This window comes from Bradyrhizobium sp. MI1.7 (assembly GCF_055811795.1).
Genome location: NZ_JBVVPO010000285.1, coordinates 1 through 295 on the forward strand (window position 1 = coordinate 1; position 295 = coordinate 295).

At 63.4% G+C, this 295-nt stretch carries 1 protein-coding gene; it reads right to left on the reverse strand.

Translation table 11 applies throughout. From position 1 onward, the window contains the following. Positions 1-61: 61 nt before the first annotated feature. Positions 62-295, reverse strand: a 234-nt coding sequence (locus tag AC0L3X_RS47535) for a transporter substrate-binding protein (RefSeq protein WP_473317670.1), incomplete at its 5' end; no start/stop codon positions are given.

Genomic DNA, 295 nt, shown 5'->3' on the forward strand with positions numbered 1-295 from the left:
ATTTGCGGTCCACGCCAGGGAGCGGCTTGGTGTTGAGGAAAGGCGCGAGCGACGTCGCGACTTACTGGTAACCCTTGGGGAACGGATCCGGCTCGACGAGATCGGCGGTCTCGTAGATCAGCTCGAACTGGCCATCGAGCTTGGCGCGTCCCACCCGGGTCTTCGACCAGAGGTGATGGTTTTCGTGGATGCGGACATAGCCTTCCGGCGCACCCTTGAACTCGACGCCGGGCGAGGCCGCCGCGATCTTGTCGACGTCGAACGAGCCCGCCTTCTCCACCGTCAACTTCCACAG